At 31.0% G+C, this 15,449-nt stretch carries 16 protein-coding genes; 1 reads left to right on the top strand and 15 read right to left on the bottom strand.

Annotation, left to right across the window (positions count from 1 at the left end):
- Nucleotide 1: 1 nt before the first annotated feature.
- The 6 genes from M915_RS00815 to sufC are packed head-to-tail and all read right to left on the bottom strand — an operon-like array spanning nucleotide 2 to nucleotide 5,312.
- Nucleotides 2-400: an RrF2 family transcriptional regulator gene (locus M915_RS00815; protein ID WP_009222385.1), complete on the bottom strand. Its 399-nt coding sequence runs from the start codon at nucleotides 398-400 to the stop codon at nucleotides 2-4.
- Between the two features lie 11 nt (nucleotides 401-411).
- Complete coding sequence (gene sufU, locus M915_RS00810; protein WP_036728464.1) at nucleotides 412-861, bottom strand: Fe-S cluster assembly sulfur transfer protein SufU; 450 nt, start codon at nucleotides 859-861, stop codon at nucleotides 412-414.
- Complete coding sequence (locus M915_RS00805) at nucleotides 851-2,086, bottom strand: aminotransferase class V-fold PLP-dependent enzyme (RefSeq protein ID WP_036728461.1); 1,236 nt, start codon at nucleotides 2,084-2,086, stop codon at nucleotides 851-853. Before M915_RS00805 ends, sufU begins: the two co-directional genes overlap by 11 nt.
- Nucleotides 2,087-3,133: a SufD family Fe-S cluster assembly protein gene (locus M915_RS00800; RefSeq protein WP_036728459.1), complete on the bottom strand. Its 1,047-nt coding sequence runs from the start codon at nucleotides 3,131-3,133 to the stop codon at nucleotides 2,087-2,089.
- Between the two features lie 9 nt (nucleotides 3,134-3,142).
- A complete protein-coding gene (gene sufB, locus M915_RS00795) occupies nucleotides 3,143-4,522 on the bottom strand; it encodes a Fe-S cluster assembly protein SufB (RefSeq protein ID WP_036729710.1) in 1,380 nt (459 codons plus the stop codon).
- 40 nt (nucleotides 4,523-4,562) lie between these two features.
- The gene (sufC, locus tag M915_RS00790) at nucleotides 4,563-5,312 is read right to left on the bottom strand and encodes a Fe-S cluster assembly ATPase SufC (RefSeq protein ID WP_036728456.1); all 750 of its coding nucleotides are present in this window, start codon (nucleotides 5,310-5,312) and stop codon (nucleotides 4,563-4,565) included.
- 213 nt (nucleotides 5,313-5,525) lie between these two features.
- Between sufC and M915_RS00785 the strand changes: the two genes are divergently transcribed.
- Entirely contained in the window at nucleotides 5,526-6,770 is a 1,245-nt protein-coding gene (locus M915_RS00785; protein ID WP_036728453.1) for a CNNM domain-containing protein, read from the top strand.
- Between the two features lie 20 nt (nucleotides 6,771-6,790).
- Here M915_RS00785 and M915_RS00780 read toward each other — a convergent pair whose 3' ends face one another.
- The 9 genes from M915_RS00780 to M915_RS00740 form a co-directional block, all read right to left on the bottom strand.
- Nucleotides 6,791-7,156, bottom strand: coding sequence for a hypothetical protein (locus M915_RS00780; protein WP_009222393.1), 366 nt, complete (start codon nucleotides 7,154-7,156; stop codon nucleotides 6,791-6,793).
- A 175-nt stretch (nucleotides 7,157-7,331) separates the two neighbouring features.
- A complete protein-coding gene (gene dprA / locus M915_RS00775) occupies nucleotides 7,332-8,420 on the bottom strand; it encodes a DNA-processing protein DprA (protein ID WP_036728449.1) in 1,089 nt (362 codons plus the stop codon).
- A 2-nt stretch (nucleotides 8,421-8,422) separates the two neighbouring features.
- A complete protein-coding gene (locus M915_RS00770; RefSeq protein WP_036728447.1) occupies nucleotides 8,423-9,940 on the bottom strand; it encodes a YifB family Mg chelatase-like AAA ATPase in 1,518 nt (505 codons plus the stop codon).
- Nucleotides 9,941-9,951: 11 nt separating this feature from the next.
- Complete coding sequence (locus tag M915_RS00765) at nucleotides 9,952-10,305, bottom strand: YraN family protein (protein ID WP_115737007.1); 354 nt, start codon at nucleotides 10,303-10,305, stop codon at nucleotides 9,952-9,954.
- The gene (locus M915_RS00760) at nucleotides 10,305-10,919 is read right to left on the bottom strand and encodes a ribonuclease HII (protein ID WP_036728441.1); all 615 of its coding nucleotides are present in this window, start codon (nucleotides 10,917-10,919) and stop codon (nucleotides 10,305-10,307) included. The genes M915_RS00765 and M915_RS00760 overlap by 1 nt, the downstream gene beginning before the upstream one ends.
- Before the next feature lies 1 nt (nucleotide 10,920).
- Nucleotides 10,921-11,760 carry a ribosome biogenesis GTPase YlqF gene (gene ylqF, locus M915_RS00755; protein WP_036728438.1) on the bottom strand — a complete coding sequence of 280 codons (840 nt, stop codon included), beginning with the start codon at nucleotides 11,758-11,760 and terminating at the stop codon, nucleotides 10,921-10,923.
- 96 nt (nucleotides 11,761-11,856) lie between these two features.
- Nucleotides 11,857-12,807 carry an ABC transporter permease gene (locus M915_RS00750; RefSeq protein WP_009222397.1) on the bottom strand — a complete coding sequence of 317 codons (951 nt, stop codon included), beginning with the start codon at nucleotides 12,805-12,807 and terminating at the stop codon, nucleotides 11,857-11,859.
- Nucleotides 12,800-13,906, bottom strand: coding sequence for an ABC transporter permease (locus M915_RS00745; RefSeq protein ID WP_009222398.1), 1,107 nt, complete (start codon nucleotides 13,904-13,906; stop codon nucleotides 12,800-12,802). The genes M915_RS00750 and M915_RS00745 overlap by 8 nt, the downstream gene beginning before the upstream one ends.
- Entirely contained in the window at nucleotides 13,896-15,422 is a 1,527-nt protein-coding gene (locus tag M915_RS00740) for an ABC transporter ATP-binding protein (protein ID WP_036729706.1), read from the bottom strand. The genes M915_RS00745 and M915_RS00740 overlap by 11 nt, the downstream gene beginning before the upstream one ends.
- Nucleotides 15,423-15,449 lie beyond the last annotated feature (27 nt).

Genomic DNA, 15,449 nt, shown 5'->3' with positions numbered 1-15,449 from the left:
ATCACCTCATATCTGCAAGTGTCATTGAATCAAGTACTTCCTCAAGTTTAATTTGGAGTTTTTCCAATATTTCCCTTGTAGGACAAGTTTCTACATTCCTGCACTCCGGCTTTATATTCATACTGCTACAAGACAACGCAATATCTCCCTCAAGTGCATTTAGAATTTCTCCTATTTTAATTTCACTTGGAGATTTTGCAAGTTCATATCCGCCGGCTGCACCTCTTATACTCTTTACCAAATTTTTCTTTTTAAGTAAAGTAAATAATTGCTCTAAATAGGCCTCCGATAATTTTTCTTCCTTAGCTATATCATTTATAGGAGTTGGTCCGTTTCCATAATTTAAACTAAGTCTGTACATTGCCATAAGACCATATCTACCCTTTGTTGATAACTTCATATAATCCCCTCTCAAGGAGTAAAACTGCCTTCGGTTTTATTATTTTCAAGAATATCTTTTAATGTGTGCCATGCAAGAACTGCACATTTAACTCTTGCAGGCAAATTCTGAATATTTTCAAAGGCAATTGCATCTCCCAATTCATCAAGTTCATTCTCTCCAATTTCACCTTTAACCATAGAAATAAATTTCTCACAAAGCTCAAGTGCTTTTTCTACAGTAACTCCCTTTACTATATCAATCATTATTGAAGTAGATGCCTGAGATATAGCACATCCGTGTCCTACATAGGATATATCTTCAATAACATCATTCTCAATCTTAAGTTGTAATGTTATCTCATCTCCACAGCTGGGATTGTGCCCAAGTTCAATGTGAGTCGGCTCTTCTAAATTTCTCTTGTTTCTTTTATTTTTACTATGCTCTAATATAAGCTCAGTATAAATTTCATTAAGATTCAATTCCCATCATCCTCCTTACACTCTCAAGGTGTTCTATAAAATAATCTATTTCTTCAAATGTATTATAGAAAGAAAATGATGCTCTACAAGAAAAATTTATTCCGAGAAATCTGTGTAATGGCTGTGCACAGTGATGCCCGCTTCTAATTCCTATATTATAACTATCTAAAATCGATGCAACATCATGTGGATGCGCCTGCTTAAAATTAAATGACAATACAGGACTTCTATTCTCAGTTCTCGTTGTATATACATCAATGTATGGAATATCAAGCATCTTATCATATGCATACTTCATAATAGAATTTTCATATTCAGCTATATTTTCCATACCTATATTTTCTATATAGTCAATTGCCGCATGGAGAGACTTTGCCCCTTCAACATTTGCAGTACCCGCTTCAAATCTCTGTGGCGATTTTAAAAATGTAGAATGATCTTCATAAACATACTCTATCATATCTCCGCCATACATAAACGGATTCATAGAATTTAGTATATCTTCTTTTCCATACAGTACTCCGATTCCCATAGCAGAAAACATTTTATGACCGGAAAATGCCAAAAAATCACAATCAATATTTTGTACGTCTATTTTTTGATGCGGAGCAAATTGTGCCGCATCTATAATTGTCTTTATATTTTTGGACTTTTCCTTAGCAAGTTTTATATATCGTTTTATATCAGGCATAGTTCCAACTACATTTGATGCCGCTGTTATAGTAAAAAGCTTTGTCTTTTCACTTATTTTAGATTTAAATTCCTCATCAGTTATCTGTTTATTATCATCAATATATAAATATACAAGATTAGCCTTAGTTTTATTCGCAACATATTGCCAAGTTACACAATTTGAATGATGCTCCATTATTGAAAGCAGAATCTCATCACCCTCTTTTAAATTTTCAAGAGCCCATGAATATGCAACCAGATTAAGAGCCTCTGTTGTATTTCGTAAAAATATCACTTCGTTAGATGACTTTGCATTCAAAAATTTTGCAACTCTTTCTCTTGCGCTTTCATATATTTCTGTGGCCTTTATTGCAAAATAATGTGCTCCTCTATGAGGATTTCCATTTTCAAATTTATAATAATCTTCAATAGACTTTATTATACTATTCGGTTTCTGTACTGTTGCTCCGTTGTCAAAGTAAACAAAATTTTTTTCTAACTTCAAATAATTAAAGTCTTTTCTTATATCCAAAATTTCATTTTTACTTAACATTTATCTCCTCCTCGCAATGCCAAATATATTCTTCCATAGCTTTTCTTTTAATTCCTCATTTTCAAGTTTATCTATCGCTCTTGAAAATTTAGATTCTATTATTAGTGATTCAGCTTCAACTTGATTGAATCCTCTACTCATTATATAAAATAAAAGTTGTTGATCTATCTTACCTGCACTTGCAGCGTGGTTTCCCTCTACATTATCTTCATGTGCCAACAGTATAGGAACTGATAAAGCTGTAACACTATCATCCATTAGAACAACATATTCCTCTTCTGAACCGACCGCAAAGCTTGAACCTTCTTTAAAATCGAGAGTAGATTTAAAATTCTTATAACTGTTATCTTTTAATGCCCCATTTACTACAACTTCCGACTTAGTTTCTTCTCCATAGTGCAAAATATCATATAGCATATTAATCTTATTATCATCATATCCGAAATAAATACTGTCTATATTAAGGTTCGACTCATTTCCGATTAAATTGCCTTGAAAATTTGTATATAATTCCTTTGAACCTAATTCAAACTGACATAAATTGACACTCGAATTTTTTTCTGCCTTCACAAGAATTGATTCTAAGGAAAAAGATTTTTCATCTCCATTTTGAATTACATATAAATTAACCTGTGAATTCTCTTTAGCTAAAATTCTTATAATTGAATTCCTATATTTATCAGAATTGCTTATCGAATTATAATTTAATATTAAATTTAATTTTGAATTTTCTTCTGCTATCAAATCGTGTGTATCAAATAAAATATTATTTTTACTGTCTTGTTTTAAATCTACTATTTCATTTATTTCTGCATCCTTACTTGAAACATATGACCTGTACAAATTTCCAAATTTATCATTTAATTCTATACATTCTTCAGAAACACCGTATTTAACATTTTTAAATTCTTCTACATCCAATTTCTTATCTGATTTTAAATAGTATTCCTGTTTTATCCCTTCAGGCATAAAAATTTCAGTGTTATTTACTTTAAGCCAGCCAAATGTTTTAAAGGTTAGGCTATTACCCAAAATTTTTGTATTCATAATTACCTCCTAACCAATTGAACCTTCAAGCTCAAGGCTTATAAGATTATTCATTTCAACAGCATATTCCATGGGAAGTTCTTTAGCTATCGGTTCTGCAAATCCTCTTACTACCATAGCTTTAGCATCATTTTCAGAAATCCCTCTACTCATTAAATAAAAAATAACCTGATCTGAAATCCTACCTATTTTAGCCTCATGTCCCAAATCAACACTCTTATTTTTTATATCTATTACAGGTATTGTATCTGATCTTGAAAGGCTATCAAGCATTAAAGATTCACAACTAACCGAGCTCTTGCAATCATGTGCGCCTTCCGCTACTTTAACTAATCCTCTATATACAGCTATTCCGCCTGATTTTGATATTGACTTGGAATTAACTGTAGATGTTGTATATGAAGCAGCATGAATTACCTGTGCGCCTGTATCAATATTTTGTCCTACTCCGGCAAAAGATATTCCTGTAAATTCACTTGTAGCATAATCTCCGACAAGAACCGATGCAGGATATAGCATTGATACTTTTGAACCGAATGAGCCTGAAACCCATTCTATTTTTCCGTTTTTTTCAACTATTGCTCTTTTAGTATTTAAATTATACATATTTCTTGACCAGTTCTCTATTGTAGAATATCTGAGAGTTGAATTTTCTCCTATAAAAAGTTCTACAGCTCCCGCGTGAAGATTTACCACATTGTACTTAGGTGCTGAACAACCTTCTATAAAATGACAATATGCATCATCCTCCACAATTATAAGTGTATGTTCAAACTGACCTGCGCCGGGGGCATTAAGTCTGAAATAAGATTGAAGAGGAACATCAACCCTTACTCCCTTAGGAACATATACAAAACTTCCTCCGCTCCATACAGCATAGTGAAGTGCGGCATATTTATGCAAGTTAGGAGATATACACTTTCCAAAATATTTTTTAACTATCTCGGGATATTCTCTAAGTCCCGATTCAAAGTCCGTATATACAACGCCTTGATCAAGGAGATATTTTTGTATATTATGATAAACTACCTCACTGTCATATTGAGCTCCAACTCCTGAAAGTAAAGCCTCTTTTTCCGCTTCAGGTATTCCAAGTTTATCAAATGTATCTCTTATTTCATCAGGCACTAAATTCCAATCATCTGTTAGATCTGCATCAGGTCTTATATATGTTGTTATTTTTTCAATATCTACTTCTGAAATGTCAGGTCCCCAGACCGGATTTTCTTTTTCATTAAATATTTCAAGTGCCTTTAACCTATATTCAAGCATCCACTCAGGTTCATCTTTTTCTTTTGAAATTTGTCTTACTATTTCTTCTGTAAGACCTTTTTCCGTTTTAGATCTATATACAACCTCATTCTTTATGTCATATATACCTCTATCCATTTCTTCTATTTGAGTTTTTTTTCTAACCTCTCTTGGCAAATCACTTCACCTCTTCTCTAATCCAGCTAAAACCTTCATTTTCAATTTTATCAACAAAACTTATATCACCTGTTTTTACCAATTCACCATTTAACATAATATGAACATAGTCAGGTTTTATACTCTTAATCAATTGTCTATGATGTGTGATTATTAAAACTGAATTATTTTCATTTAAAAATCTTGAAATGCTTTCAGAAACTGTTCTTATTGCATCTACATCAAGTCCTGAATCCGTTTCATCAAGTATTGCAAGCTTGGGATTTAGCATAATCATTTGAAGTATTTCATTTTTTTTCATTTCTCCGCCTGAAAATCCTTGATTTAAATATCTATCTGCATAAGAATGATCCATAGAAAGTTTATCCATCTCATCCTGCAGTTCCTTTTTAAATTTAAGTATTGAAATATTTTTATCTTCTATTGTAGATTTTGCAGTTCTGATAAAATTTTCAACACTAACTCCCGATACTTCCATAGGCGTTTGAAAACTCATAAAAAGCCCCTTTCTTGCTCTCTTATCGGTTGAAAGTTCAGATATATTTTCTCCTTCTAAAAATATATCTCCACTATTTACTACATACTCCGGATTATTCATTATTACATTTGCAAGAGTAGACTTTCCTGAACCGTTAGGTCCCATTATCACATGAACTTCTCCGTAATTAATATTCAAATTTATATTGTGAAGAATCTCTTTCTCTTCTATTCCTGCAGAAAGATTTTCTATTCTAAGTAATTCCCTATACATTATTTTCCTCCTAATATTTATATACTTTACTTAATTTATTATACCCTATTAATTCCTACAAAATCACTATGATTTAATATAGTTAGATTATAACACAAATACCTAACTCATATAAATATTTTTTTTATTATTCAGTGCAATTTTTAAATATAATATTTCATATTATTTTGACAAAGCTAAGCAGTACATATATAATTTGAATTGAGGTGAATTATGAACTTTTTTCATTACTTATATTTAGCGTTATTTATAATATTTTTATTTTTATCATTTGAATTTACATTAATAGAAAATGCATATCAAAATCTTTCAAACATAAAAATAAAAAAACTTGAAGAAAAAAAACTTAAAAATATTGAATTGATAAAAAAATTATATGATGACAATAATATATTTTCGGCAATATTAATCGGAGATTATTCTTCAAATAGTATGGTGGCAATATCATTATGCTTGTTTTTATATTCTTTATATGAAATTAAAGGACTTATAATAGCTTGTATAATCTCCCCCTTAATAATAATTATTATAGGAGAAAATGTTCCTAAGTCTCTTGGAATACAAAAATATGAAAAAGTAGTTCAAAAAAAGGCATACTTTTTATTTATAGCAACATCTGTCTTAAAACCGTTAAGTTATCTTATAGAAATAAAATCTAAAATATTAATTAAATTAAGCGGTGGAGACATAAATTATAAAGAACCACTTATCACGGAAGATGATCTGATAGATGCAGTTTCACTCGGAATGGAAGAAGGGCTTTTAAATAAAAGTGAATCTATTATAATAGAAAATGTAATGGATTTCAGAGACAGCTATGCAAAAGATATTATGACCCCAAGAACAGATATAATTGCTGTTAATGTAAATGATAGCTATGAAGATATAGTAAAAATTGTAAATGAAGAATCATTTTCAAGAATGCCTGTATATAATGAAGATTTAGACGACATAATAGGAATTTTACATGTCAAAGATTTATTACTGTTACCGAATGATATGATTTTAAAAGATCATTTAGATATTCTAAAACCGCCGTTTTATACTTATGAGTATAAACCTGTCGGTCCTTTATTTAATGAAATGCGCCATAAAAAAGTTTCCGTTGCCATCATAAATGATGAATACGGTGGAACGGAAGGCATGATTACACTTGAAGATTTAGTTGAAAAAATAGTAGGTTCAATATCAGACGAATATGATGAGGACGAAGATGAAGATATAATAAAAATTTCTCCTAAAGAATATTTAATAGATGGTGCAATGAATATTGATGAATTAAACCACATCCTTGAACTTAATTTAGAATCTGATGAAATAGACTCTATTGCAGGATATATAATAGAAAAAATAGATAGATTCCCTAAAAAAGGAGAAACTATAACAATAGATAATTTAAAATTTACAGTTAAAGAAAGTTCAAAAAATAGAATAGAAAAGCTGATTTTGAAACTATAATCAAAATCAGCTTTTTTAAATTAAAATTCATCTTCCACTTCAATAAGTCTAAGCTCAGAATTTTTCCAACTGGCTTTATCTCCAAGTCTTTCAACTATTCTTTTTAATATATCATCATCTTCAAAACTTTCATCAATCGGTGGAACTCGTATATCATCATTAAACGGTATCTCACAAACTCTTTGTCCTAAATCTTTAAAAGTTATAATCCTGTTTTTAAGCTCCTCCTCATTTTCAAGTTCATCAACCCTCAAATATGTTCCGTCATCGCATCTTGTATAGAAAAAAATCTTTCTGCTGAATTTCTCATTGTAATATGTATAATATGCTTTGCAAGATGGAGAAAAATTTCCTAAAGGACTCATATCAAAAATTATTTTTTTCATTGCGACCTCCTTTGAAAATAATTATAACATATTTTAAATTAATATATCTTATTTATTTGTAAAAACATCAAAAATAACTCCAATAATATGTTACAAATAAATAAAAATACCTATAAATATCTAATTTTAACATTTATAGGTATTTTTATTTATTACATTGTGTTAGATTTAATTCTCACTTAATATTTAATAAAATATTATTTCCACTTATTATTATGATATCTTTAAGTTCAAGTACAGTAAGAATACTGCTTACATATGAAATATCTTCTCCAATATTTATACTGATTAAATTTATATCTGTTATTCCGTTTTTTATTTCATTCAAAACTCTATTTTCATCTTCTCCCAAATCCAAATCTACATTTTTTATGCCTGTATTTTTTGATTTTATTTGTGGAATTAAATCTAATAAGTCATCTATTGAAGTAAATATTTTTGCCCCGTCTCTTATTAAAAGATTTGTTCCTTCACTATACTGTGAATTTATATTTCCCGGAACTGCAAAAACTTCTCTCCCCTGTTCCGCCGCAAGTCTTGCTGTGATTAATGAACCGCTCTTTGCTTTTGCCTCAACAACTATAACTCCAAGCGAAAGTCCTGATATTATTCTATTTCTGAGCGGAAACCTATAGGCTATAGGAGAAGATGTAGGCGGATATTCACTGACTACCGCACCATTTTCGACAATGTCATAATATAGCTTTTTATTTTTTATAGGATATATAACATCAACACCGCTTCCAAGTACAGCAATGGTCTTCATGTTATTTTTTAATGCCCTTTTGTGTGCAAGTCCATCTATTCCATAGGCAAGTCCGCTTACTATTGATATTTCATAGTCGGAAAGCAAGTCTACTATATAATCTACAACACATCTTCCATAATCAGAATTGTTTCTTGCTCCTACTATAGAAATTGAATTATTATCGCCATCCGTTAAATTTCCCTTCACGTATAAAACCCTTGGATAATCAATTATATTTAATAAATTTTTAGGATAAAAAATATCTTCTGATGTAAATATAGATATGTCATTTTTAATAGTATAGTCATATAATTTTTCAAGTAATTCAGGTTTATAATTTATAAGCTTTCCAATGAGCTGCTTACTAAAATTTTTAGATACACTTTTCACAAAATTTGCATCCAAAAAATTCCTATAATCTATTTTTTCTGAAATTATAAACTCTTCTATCTTTATTATCTGACTGTTATCCAGTCCAATAGCATTTAAATATATTAAAAATTCTCTATAATTCATAATTAACTCCAATATTTTGAGTCTAAGCTTCTGTATCTTATAGCTTCAAGTAAATTTTCAACACATATTTCAGTGTTCCCCTCAAGATCTGCAATAGTTCTTGCAACTTTTAAAATTTTATTATATGTCCTTGCTGAAAATTTATATTTCTTAAATGCAATATCCATTACATTCCTACACTTATCAGAAAGTTTACAATATTTTGATATTTGATTTTCTCTTATATCCGAATTAGATAAAATATTTGAATCTTTAAATCTTTCAATCTGAATATTTCTCGCAAGTTCAACTCTCTTCCTAATTTCAGATGAACTTTCCTCCTTTATGTCTTTTGAAAGATCCGAATATTTTACTGCACTAACCTCAACATGAATATCTATTCTATCCAAAAGCGGATGTGAAATTTTAGATAAATACCTGTTTATTTCAGATACACTGCAAGTACACTCATGATCATTTGAACCGTTAAATCCACAAGGACATGGATTCATGGCTGCTATTAAAATAAATTTTGCGGGATACGACAAACTTGCGTTTACTCTTGCAATGTTTATTGTCTTATCCTCTAAAGGCTGTCTTAAAACTTCAAGTACATACTTTGGAAATTCCGGCAACTCATCTAAAAATAGTACACCATTATGTGCCAGGGATATTTCTCCCGGTTTCGGTATTCTTCCTCCGCCTATTAATGATATTGCAGATGATGTATGATGTGGAGCTCTAAATGGAGGATTTGCTATTAATTTATTTTCTTTCAACAATCCTGATATACTATAAATTTTTGTAACTTCTATCGCTTCATCAAAGCTAAGTTTAGGTAATATTGTAGGAAATCGTTTTGCAGCCATCGATTTTCCACTCCCCGGAACTCCTACCAATAATATATTGTGTCTTCCTGCTGCCGATACCTCAAGAGCTCTCTTTAAAAATCCCTGTCCCTTCATATCAGAAAAATCTATCTCATATTCTGAATCTTTAATGTAAAATTCTTCACTGTATCTTTGAATCTCAATTTCTCCGTTTAAAAAATCAACAGCTTCTCTTAAATTCTTAACAGGAAAAATATTTACATCCGTTATAAGTGAACACTCTTTTTTATTTGAATTCGGTATTATAAAATTTTTATAGCCTTTTTCTCTCAAGGAAATTATCATTGGAAGAGCTCCTGTTATTTCATTCAATTGCCCGTCTAATGAAAGCTCTCCCAAAAACACAAATTCATTCTTTATTTCTCTTACTTGTGATGTTGCTACAAGTACTGCCATTGCTATAGCAAAATCCATCTGTGAACCATCTTTTTTCAAATTTGCGGGAGCAAGATTTATTGTAATTCTCTTAAGCGGAAATTCAAATCCGCTATTTTTTATTCCGCTTCTAACTCTTTCACCCGATTCTTTTATTGCAGTATTCGGCAATCCAACTATTGTAAATTTAGGTAATCCATTAGTTATATCAGCTTGAGCCTCTATGACATCTCCACTAAGCCCCTGCAAAGAGCAAGTTTTTACACATGAATACATATGACACCTCTCTATACTACCTCAAAAGCATTTTCTATGTGGTTAATATAATTTTCATTTATGTAATATTCCACAACATCATATCTAACTTGAAATGAATCTAATTGCTTAGAAACTATATAACTCATAGAAGTTCTTATAATATTTTGAATTTTAAATCCATTTACAGCCTCAAAAGCATTCCCGAATTTTTTAGAACTTCTACTTTTAACTTCTATAAAAACTAAAATGTCTCCGTCTAAAGCTATAATATCTATTTCTGTTCCTAAAGCTCTGTAATTTTTATCTAATATTTTATAGCCCTTATCTTCCAAAAATTTAGTAGCTATACTTTCACCGATAGCGCCTAAATTTCTATTATTCATTACCATTCTCCCCTATTCTTAATAAATGAAAGTCTATGCATAGGAGAAGGTCCATGTTCTTTTATCGCCTCTCTATGTTGCTTAGTTCCATATCCTTTGTGTTTTTCTAATCCGTATTCTGGATAAGATAGCGCCCACTCCTTACATAATCTATCTCTATATACTTTAGCTATAATAGATGCACATGAAATTGTATAGCACTTTTCATCTCCCTTTATTATGGAAACTTGTTCAATATCTGTGTCTATCTTTTCTGCATCTATAAGCAATAAATCCGGTTTTATATAATTTCCGTCCTTGTCTTTTAAATTTTCAATTGCATTTAACATCGCATAGTGAGTTGCGTTTTTTATATTTACCTCATCAATAGTCTTACAGTCCATTCTGCCTATTCCAACTGCAACCGCCTCTTCTAAAATTTCATCAAAATATTTTTCCCTTTTCTTTTCAGATAGCTTTTTAGAATCTGTAATCCCTTCAATTCTGCTGTCAAGCGGCATTATTATTGCACATGTAACTACATCTCCAAATAGCGCTCCTCTTCCAACTTCATCTATGCCTACTATATACTTATATCCTCTAGAGGAATATTCTCCTTCAAAATTTTCTACCATGTTATGCTCTCTCCAATGTTATTCTTCCTAATACACCTTTTCTAAATTCATCTAATATCAAATTGGATACTTTAGTATAATCTATTTCATTACCTCTTAATTTTGCTCCTCTAATCATACCTATAGCTTCCATTATCTCAACAGGTGTTTTTTCAGCTGTAGTTACTTTATATCTGTCTTCCAAAATGGAGCTATCCAAACTTAAAAGTCTTTCAATAAGCTTTAAACAAAGTGTTTCCGTATCCATTATTTCATCTTTAATTGCTCCTGTAAATGCAAGATTAAGCGCAATATTTTGATCCTCAAATTTCGGCCATAATACACCTGGAGTATCTAACAAATGTATTTTTGGATTTAATTTTATCCATTGATTAGTTTTTGTAACTCCGGGTCTATTTCCTGTTTTTGCAGATTTTCTCTTTGAAATTCCATTTATAAATGTAGACTTGCCTGAATTTGGAATACCAACTATCATAGCGCGAAGCGGTCCCATATTTATTCCCTTTTCTTTACTTTTTTCTATTTCAGCAGCCATCAAATTCATTGATTCATTTATTATTTTATTAACATTGGGTTTTGCGGCACTATATAATATCGCTTTTTTGTTATCCGTACTTAATTTCTCAGCCCATTTTCTATTTTGAGATTCTTCTGAAAGATCAGATTTATTTAAAACTAAAAGTCCCTTTTTATTTGAAAGGACTTTATTTAAAAGAGGATTTCTACTGGATATAGGAATTCTCGAATCTATTATTTCTATATAAAAATCTACAAGTTTTGTTTTAGCCTCAATATCCTCTATGGTTTTTTTCATATGCCCCGGATACCAATTTATATTCATCTATATCACCATCTTTTAATTATTTATCTTACAAATTATCTTACCATATATATTTAATTTTGCACAAATAAAAAATGTATCCGAAGATACATTTTATTATTTATCTCTTTCAAATGGTTTACCATCAGCTGATGGTGCATTTGATCCCTTAACAAATATAATTAAAACTAAAAGTGTAATTATATACGGCAACATTGAAAGTAAATTAGAATCTATTTTTATACCTATATTTCCAAGAGTTACAGAAAGGCCTTGCGCTGCTCCAAATAATAAACATGCGGCAAATGCTCCTTGAGGCTTCCATCCTCCAAATATAACTGCTGCAAGAGCAATAAATCCCTGTCCTGAAATAAGTGTTTGTCTGTAATTTGATACAACTGCAAGACTCATACTTGCTCCTCCAAGTCCTGCTAAAAATCCTGATGCAAGAACACATATATATTTTATTTTATATGCATCTACACCCAAAGTTTCTGCAGCTTGAGGATGCTCTCCAACAGCTCTTATTCTAAGTCCGAGTTTAGTCTTATACAATAAATACCAAACAACAAACACCAATGCAAACGCAATATATACTACAATATATTGTTGAAATACCATTTTCATATATCTCATCCAAGGATATGCTTCTATCAATTCCTTAGTAAAAACTCCATTAAATACTTGTGGTAATTGATTTTCAAAAGGAATTGATTTTGTCATTGCTGCACCTTCAAAGAAAATTCTCGATAAGAATAACGCAAGTCCCGGACCTATTAAATTAATTGCAATACCTGATACAACATGATCTGCTGCAAAATTAACCGTTGCTATTGCATGAAGTAAAGCAAGTGCCATCCCGGCAAGTCCTCCGCATAAAAATGCAAGCCATGGATTTCCGCTAAAATAACCTACAGTAGCACCTATCAACGCTCCTATTGTCATCATACCTTCAATCCCTATATTTACAACCCCACCATTTTCGCTTATTATACCACCTAATGCAGCATATATAAGAGGAGCAGAATATAATAAAGTAGTACTTATAATACCAAAAATACTATTCATGTTTTTTGCCCTCCTTCTTTGGAATTATTAAACTAATTAAATCTAACAGTTTAGGCATAGCTATAAAGAATGTTATTATACCTATTACTATACTTATGACTTCCGAGTGAGTATTTAATGCTGCATTCAGCTTACCGCCGCCATAGTTAAGTCCTGCAAATAATAAGCCCGCCGGAATACAAGCAAGCGGATTATTCCCCGCTATTAATGCAACAGCCATACCATTAAAGCCATAACCTTGCTGAGCTGCCATCATACTTATATTTTGAGAAACTCCAAGAACTGTTATTGCTCCTGCAAGTCCTGAAATCATACCGGAAATCGTCATTGATATAACCTGATTTCTCTTGATATTAATTCCTCCATATTCTGCAGCGTATTTATTAAATCCTACCGCCCTTAATTGATATCCTAAGGTTGTCTTCTTTAAAATATACCAAATTACAAATGCAACAATTATTGCAACAACCATTCCCCAATTGATTGGAGGACGTAAAAATTGTTTTAACATTTTATGATTTTGCAAAAATGCAATTCCCGCTTCTGAAGTTTTCCAGCTTTTTAAAAATTCAATGTTTGCGGTTGGAAGAATTGAAAATGTAGTATCTGATGAAGGTTTTCTCAAAATAGAAATTCCCAACATATAATTGCTTAAATAAAAACCTATCCAATTCATCATTATCGATGAAATAACCTCATTAACTGAAAATCTACTCTTTAAATATCCGACTACCGATCCCCATAGTCCTCCGAAAAGTGCTCCTCCCATAAGTGCAAAAATCGGATGAATAACCGGCGGCAATTTAAAGAAATACCCTACCAATAAAGCTCCTATTGAACCCACGATATACTGTCCTTCAGCACCTATATTAAATAATCCTGTTTTAAATGCAAATGCTACTGAAACTCCTGTAAGAATTATAGGAACAGCATTTATTATAGTCCATGAAATATAACTCGGTTTTCCTACAGCTCCCAATATTATAACCTTATATGCTGCAAGCGGATTAATTTTGTTAATCATCAATATTATAGAACCGAATATCAATCCAAGAATAATTGAAACTACTGTATAAAAAAATCTACTCTTATTCTTCAACTATTCCACCTCCCGCCATTAAAAGACCTACTTCTCTCTCGTCAGTTTCAGTTCTTTTAAGTGTTTTAGAAATTTTTCCATCATAAATTACAGATATTCTATCTGATAATGCAAATACTTCATCAAGTTCAAATGATATTAAAAGTACGGCCTTGCCTTTATTTCTCTGTTCAACCAAATACTTGTGAACATATTCAATAGCACCGACATCAAGTCCTCTTGTAGGTTGGGCCGCTATTAAAACATCCGGATCATTTGTAATTTCTCTTGCAATAATTACCTTTTGTTGATTTCCGCCTGACAGTGATCCTGCAATATATTTTATATCTGTTGGTCTTACATCAAATTTTTCAACAAGTTCTTGTGCAAAAGCTTCTATTTCTTTTTCTTTTAAGATTCCTTTTTTAGAAAATTTTTCTTTATAATAATTTTCAAGTATTAAATTTTCCGCAATGTTAAAGTCTAATACTAATCCTCTTTTTTGTCTGTCTTCCGGAATATTATGCATTCCGCTATTTTGTATTTCCTTAGGCGTTTTATTTGTAATGTCTTTCCCATTTAAAAATATTTTTCCGGATTCAATGGTCTTAAGTCCTGTAAGAGCCTCTAAAAGTTCACTTTGTCCATTACCGTCTACACCTGCTATTCCAAGTATTTCTCCGGATTTCAATTCAAGGTTTAAACCATCTACCTTGTTTATATTTCTAATATCTTTTACAACTAAATTTTCCACTTTTAGAATTACATCGCCCGGCTCTTGCTCTTTTTTATCAACTTTTAGCTCAACCTGACGTCCAACCATCATATCTGCAAGTTCAGATTCACTTACATTGCATACATCTACTGTATCAATTTTCTTTCCTCTTCTTATGATAGTACATCTATCTGCCATAGCTTTTATTTCTTTAAGTTTATGAGTAATTATTATAATGGTTTTATTTTTCTTTGCTAAATTTTTTATAATATTTATAAGTTCATCAATTTCTTGCGGCGTTAACACTGCCGTAGGTTCATCAAAAATAAGTATGTCTGCACCACGATATAATGCCTTAAGTATCTCTACTCTCTGTTGCATTCCAACAGATATGTTTTCTATTTTTTCATCAGGATTAATTTTCAATCCATATTTTTCTGATATTTCCACTACATTTTTTCTGGCAGTCTTTAAATCCAAGCTTATACCTTTAACCGGTTCCATCCCAAGTATAATATTTTCCACAACAGTAAAAGGTTCAACAAGCATAAAATGTTGATGGACCATCCCAAGTCCATTTTTTATTGCAGCATTAGGATCACTTATTATTGTCTTTTTTCCATTAATGTAAATATCTCCTTCAGTTTGAGCATACAATCCGTATAGAATATTCATCAACGTACTCTTACCTGCTCCGTTTTCACCAAGTAGAGCGTGGATTTCTCCCCTTCTAATATCAAGGTTAATATTATCATTTGCAACGAAATCACCAAATTTTTTAGTTATATTCCGCATTTCAACTGCAAGATTTTCCTTTTGCATATTATCCACTTACATTACCCTCCTTTA

Origin of the sequence: Peptoniphilus mikwangii, from assembly GCF_000468535.1 — a bacterium.
GTDB lineage: Bacteria > Bacillota > Clostridia > Tissierellales > Peptoniphilaceae > Anaerosphaera > Anaerosphaera mikwangii.
The sequence above is the reverse complement of the archived record's forward strand: the minus strand, read 5'-3'. Positions and strand labels throughout refer to the sequence as shown.

Excerpts from the sequence above, each read along its gene's own strand:
- sufC (WP_036728456.1), bottom strand. The coding sequence starts at position 5,312 with ATGTATAGGGAATTACTTAGAATAGAAAATCTTTCTGCAGGAATAGAA.
- M915_RS00760 (WP_036728441.1), bottom strand. The coding sequence starts at position 10,919 with ATGGTAGAAAATTTTGAAGGAGAATATTCCTCTAGAGGATATAAGTAT.
- M915_RS00800 (WP_036728459.1), bottom strand. The coding sequence starts at position 3,133 with ATGAATACAAAAATTTTGGGTAATAGCCTAACCTTTAAAACATTTGGC.
- M915_RS00780 (WP_009222393.1), bottom strand. The coding sequence starts at position 7,156 with ATGAAAAAAATAATTTTTGATATGAGTCCTTTAGGAAATTTTTCTCCA.
- M915_RS00805 (WP_036728461.1), bottom strand. The coding sequence starts at position 2,086 with ATGTTAAGTAAAAATGAAATTTTGGATATAAGAAAAGACTTTAATTAT.
- M915_RS00740 (WP_036729706.1), bottom strand. The coding sequence starts at position 15,422 with ATGCAAAAGGAAAATCTTGCAGTTGAAATGCGGAATATAACTAAAAAA.
- ylqF (WP_036728438.1), bottom strand. The coding sequence starts at position 11,760 with ATGAATATAAATTGGTATCCGGGGCATATGAAAAAAACCATAGAGGAT.
- M915_RS00770 (WP_036728447.1), bottom strand. The coding sequence starts at position 9,940 with ATGTATTCATGTGTAAAAACTTGCTCTTTGCAGGGGCTTAGTGGAGAT.
- sufB (WP_036729710.1), bottom strand. The coding sequence starts at position 4,522 with ATGGATAGAGGTATATATGACATAAAGAATGAGGTTGTATATAGATCT.
- dprA (WP_036728449.1), bottom strand. The coding sequence starts at position 8,420 with ATGAATTATAGAGAATTTTTAATATATTTAAATGCTATTGGACTGGAT.
- M915_RS00785 (WP_036728453.1), top strand. The coding sequence starts at position 5,526 with ATGAACTTTTTTCATTACTTATATTTAGCGTTATTTATAATATTTTTA.
- M915_RS00815 (WP_009222385.1), bottom strand. The coding sequence starts at position 400 with ATGAAGTTATCAACAAAGGGTAGATATGGTCTTATGGCAATGTACAGA.
- M915_RS00750 (WP_009222397.1), bottom strand. The coding sequence starts at position 12,807 with ATGAATAGTATTTTTGGTATTATAAGTACTACTTTATTATATTCTGCT.
- M915_RS00765 (WP_115737007.1), bottom strand. The coding sequence starts at position 10,305 with ATGAATAATAGAAATTTAGGCGCTATCGGTGAAAGTATAGCTACTAAA.